Source organism: Agromyces humi, assembly GCF_009720255.1.
Taxonomy (GTDB): Bacteria; Actinomycetota; Actinomycetes; order Actinomycetales; family Microbacteriaceae; genus Agromyces; species Agromyces humi.
This window is the reverse complement of the sequence record NZ_WJSP02000314.1, coordinates 1-4,395: the sequence shown is the minus strand read 5'-3', so window position 1 is coordinate 4,395 and position 4,395 is coordinate 1. Positions and strand designations below refer to the sequence as shown.

At 72.1% G+C, this 4,395-nt stretch carries 3 protein-coding genes and 1 pseudogene; all 4 read right to left on the bottom strand.

The window, feature by feature from the left end; genetic code table 11:
- Positions 1–18: 18 nt before the first annotated feature.
- Complete coding sequence (locus tag GH736_RS17975; protein WP_235934426.1) at positions 19–813, bottom strand: enoyl-CoA hydratase/isomerase family protein; 795 nt, start codon at positions 811–813, stop codon at positions 19–21.
- Positions 814–830: 17 nt separating this feature from the next.
- A complete protein-coding gene (locus GH736_RS17970) occupies positions 831–2,027 on the bottom strand; it encodes an acetyl-CoA C-acyltransferase (protein WP_159605763.1) in 1,197 nt (398 codons plus the stop codon).
- 145 nt (positions 2,028–2,172) lie between these two features.
- Positions 2,173–2,547, bottom strand: a complete 375-nt coding sequence (locus GH736_RS17965) for a hypothetical protein (RefSeq protein WP_159605761.1) — start codon at positions 2,545–2,547, stop codon at positions 2,173–2,175.
- A 172-nt stretch (positions 2,548–2,719) separates the two neighbouring features.
- Positions 2,720–4,294 (bottom strand): annotated as a pseudogene (locus GH736_RS17960) (DEAD/DEAH box helicase); the annotation flags it as partial.
- Positions 4,295–4,395: the final 101 nt, after the last annotated feature.

Below are 4,395 nucleotides of genomic sequence, written 5' to 3'. Positions count from 1 at the left end.
GAGGACGAAGCTGCAATCTCAGCAGAGGCGCTGGCCGAGTTCCGCGAGTGGACGCTCGAGCGGCAGCAGGCGAAGGGTCGCCCCTGGTGGAAGTTCCTGAGCTCCGAAGAGATCTACCAGCGCGGCCTGCGCCTCGAGGTCGACAGCGGGGTGATCGGTGCGCGCCGCGCGGAAGACCCGCTTCGTCGCGATCGTCGCCGCCGGGTCGTTGCTGGCGATGCGATCGGCGATCGCGTGCGCGGCGGGGAGGAGCTCGTCGACGGGATGCAGCTCGCTGACGAGCCCGAGTTCGCGCGCCTCGTCGGCGTGGATCGCCCGCCCGGTGAGCAGCAGCTCGATCGCCCGGGCCTCGCCCACGATCTCCTTCAGGCGCCAGCTCGCACCGGCGGCCGCGATGATGCCGAGCCCGGTCTCGGGGTTGCCGATGCGCAGGCGCGGCGTGGCGATGCGGATGTCGGCCGCGTACGCGAGCTCCGCGCCGCCGCCGAGCGCGTACCCGTCGAGGGCGGCGATGACGGGCATCGGCAGCTTGTGCACGCGGACGAACGCATTCGCGTTGATGCCGCGGCGCGCGTCATCCGCTCGCCGTTCGCGGAGCTCCGCGATGTCGGCGCCCGAGGCGAACACGCCGCCGGCGCCCGTGAGGATCAGGATGCGCGGGATCGCCTCGAGCTCGGCGCAGAGCACGTGCAGCGCGTCGATCGTGGCCTGGTCGATCGCGTTCTTCTTCTCGGGCCGGTTGAGCGTGGCGACCACGCGGTCGTCGAACCGCTCGACCCGCAGCGGGCCGCCGGCGGCTCTGCCCTCGGGCACCGGATGCACCGCGCCCATCACACGCGCTCCACGATGAGCGCCGTGCCCTGCCCGACGCCCACGCACATGGTGGCGAGGCCGTACCGCGAGTCCTCGCGCTCCATGCGGCCGAGGAGCGTCACGACGAGCCGCGAGCCCGAGGAACCGAGCGGATGCCCCAGGGCGATCGCCCCGCCGTCGGCGTTCACGCGCTCGGGGTCGAGTCCGAGGCGGCGGATGCACGCGAGCGACTGCGTGGCGAAGGCCTCGTTGAGCTCGACGGAGCCGATCTCGTCGAGGTCGAGTCCGGCGCGTTCGAGCGCCTTCTCGGTGGCGGGCACCGGGCCGAGGCCCATGATCTCGGGAGCGAGGCCGGCGCTCGTGCCGGTGACGACCCGGGCGCGCGGCGTGAGGCCGAGGCGCTCGACCGCGGCGGCGCTCGCCACGAGGATCGCGGATGCCCCGTCGTTCAGTGCGCTCGAGTTGCCGGCCGTGACCACGGAACCCCCGGCCACGACGGGCCGCAGCCCGGCGAGCGCCTCGAGCGTGGTCTCGGGGCGCGGACCCTCGTCGACGAGGAACTCGCCCCTGTGCGTCGGCACGCCGACGATCTCGGCCTCGAACCGCCCCGCCGCGATGGCGGCGGCGGCGCGCTGCTGGCTGCGCAGGGCGAACGCGTCGGCGTCGGCACGCGTGACGCCGTCGACGCGGGCGACCTCCTCGGCGGTCTCGGGCATCGCGTACGTGGCCTTGTCACGGGCCTGCAGCTTCGGGTTCGGGAATCGCCAGCCGATCGACGTGTCGTAGGCCGCGCCCGGGCGCGCCCATGCCTTGTCGGGCTTGGCCTGGACCCACGGCGCCCGCGTCATGGACTCGACGCCGCCGGCGATGATGAGGTCGGCGTCGCCCGCGCGGATGGCCTGCGCGGCCATCGTGATCGCGGACATGCCGGAGGCGCAGAGCCGATTGAGCGTCACGCCGGGCACCTCGTCGGGAAGGCCGGCGAGCAGCACCGACATCCGTGCGACGTTGCGGTTGTCCTCGCCGGCCTGGTTGGCGGCGCCGAGGATCACCTCGTCGATGGCGCCCAGCTCACCGGCCGTGTCGAGCCCGGTGCGCCGCACGAGTTCGCCGACCACGAGGGCCGCGAGGTCGTCGGGCCGCACACCGGCGAGCGCGCCGCCGTAGCGCCCGACCGGGGTGCGCACTCCGCCGACGAGGTAGGCCTCAGCCATGGTTCACTCCTGACCGCACTGTCTCGGATCGAACGCCGTGATCCCAGCGTAGGCGGGCGGCGTCCCGGCATCCGGCCAAGAATTCCTGACCGACCGTTCAGGTAGTAATTATGGCAAACGGATGCCGCGTGCGCCAGTCGCCCGGTCAGCCCGCGTGCACCATCCGCTCGGTGGGTGCCCGACTCGTGCCCTGACCGTCCACCGAACTCCAGACGGCGGTGAGCGCGGCGAACTCGGGGTCGGTCAGCTCGTCTCGAAAGGTGTGCGCCAGGCCGGTCCACCACGCGGCCGCCACAGCGGAGAGGTGGTCACCCTCGTACCCCGTCGCTCGCATCGCCTCGAGCACCGCCTCGCGGATCACGACGCCCGCGGCGCCGCCCTCGTCACGTCGGGTGAGCTTCTCGCGCCCGGTGCGGTAGGCCTCGGCGCGACGATGACGCCGCGTCGCGTCCTGCGCCTTCGCGAGTCGCTCGAAATCGCTCGCATCGAGCGAGCGCAGGTCTCGGAGGAAGTGCTCCATGATCGCCTCATGTCCTTTCGGGTGACCTTCCAGCATAGCCGGTGGCCGAGGAAAATTCCCGGTCAGGCGGGAAATGACTTCTGGCCGCGGGTGGGCTATGGTGATGGCCCGCGAAACGACGGACGCCCGCCTCCGATCGGAGGCGGGCGTCGGTCTCGAACGGTTCGACGTCTCAGTCGGCGAGCTGCTCCTCGGCGGCGGTCGAGTCCTGGCCGGCCTCGGCCGCGAACTCGACCGACTCGCCCCAGACGTCGTCGCCGAGGGCGACGCGCTCGAAGTCGACGTCGATCTCGGCACGACCGAGGAGGTCGGTCATGCGACGCTGGCGGTTGCCGGGGATCAGCGTGACGACGCGCCCCTCCTTGCCGGCGCGGCCCGTGCGGCCCGAGCGGTGGAGGTAGGTCTTGTACTCGTCGGGCGCGTCGGCCTGGATCACCAGGTCGATGTCGTCGACGTGGATGCCGCGGGCCGCGACATCCGTCGCCACGAGCACGTTGACCCGGCCGCTCGTGAGCTGCTGCAGGTTGCGCGTGCGGCGGGACTGGTTCAGGTCGCCGTGGAGGGCGACGGCACGGATGCCGTAGTCCTCGAGGTGCTCGGTGAGGTCTTCGGCGAAGGCCCGGGTGCGCGAGAACACGAGGGTCTTGCCCTCGCGGTTGGCGAGCTGGGCGACCATGTCGCGCTTCTCGCGGTTCTCGATGATGAACACCCGATGCTCGATCGTCGACGAGGCCTGGTCTTCACCGGCGACCTCGTGCACGGCCGGCTCGACGAGGAACTCGTCGACGAGGGTCGCGACGCCCTTGTCGAGCGTCGCCGAGAAGAGCAGCTTCTGGCCGCCCTGGGCAGTGCGGCGGAGGATCCGCTGCACCGGCTCGAGGAAGCCGAGGTCGCACATGTGATCGGCCTCGTCGATGACGGTCACGACGACCTCGGAGAGATCGAGTCGACGCTGCTCGATGAGGTCCTCGATGCGGCCGGGGGTGCCGATGACGATGTCGACGCCGCGCTGGAGGGCGCCCACCTGGCGGGCCTGGGGCACGCCGCCGTAGATCTGCGTGGTGAAGAGGCCGACGCTCTGCGCGATGGGCTGCACGGTGCGGTCGATCTGCAGGGCGAGCTCGCGGGTCGGGGCGAGGATGAGCGCGCGGGGCTTGCGGCCCATCTGGCGCTTGCCGCCGGCCTTGCCGGACTCCGCCCAGAGCGACATGAGGCGCTCGACGGTCGGAGCGCCGAAGGCGATCGTCTTGCCCGAGCCGGTCTTGCCGCGGCCGAGGACGTCGCGGCCCTCGAGGACGGCGGGGATCGTCGCCGCCTGGATCGGGAACGGCGACTCGGCGCCGAGCTCCGCGAGCACGCGGACGACGTTGGCGCCCAGGCCCAGGTCGGCGAACGTCACGCCGTCGACCTCGGTCGCCTGGATGGCGTCGGCCTCGAGGCGCTCGAGCACGACGTCGTCGTTCGGCGAGAAGCGGTGACCCTGCTCCTTGGCCGGGTAGAAGCTGGACTCACGGCGACCGGAGTCCTTGAAGCCGGGGCGGTCGACGTCGCGACGGGGCGCGCGGTCGTCACGGTCATAGGTGCGAGCCGGGCGGTCGGCGCGGTCGAACGAACGAGCCGGACGGGCATCACGGTCGAACGAGCGAGCCGGACGGTCGTCGCGGTCACGGCGGGGGGCGCGGTCGTCACGGTCGAACGAACGAGCCGGACGGGCATCGCGGTCGAACGAGCGAGCCGGAATCGTTCGTGGCGAGTGCCACCGTGGGGCTCGCCCCGACGGCGTTCGAGAAGGCTACGTCATCCGTCGGCGGAAGCGCATCGCTTATGGCCTGCTGGCCGGTCGGCCCG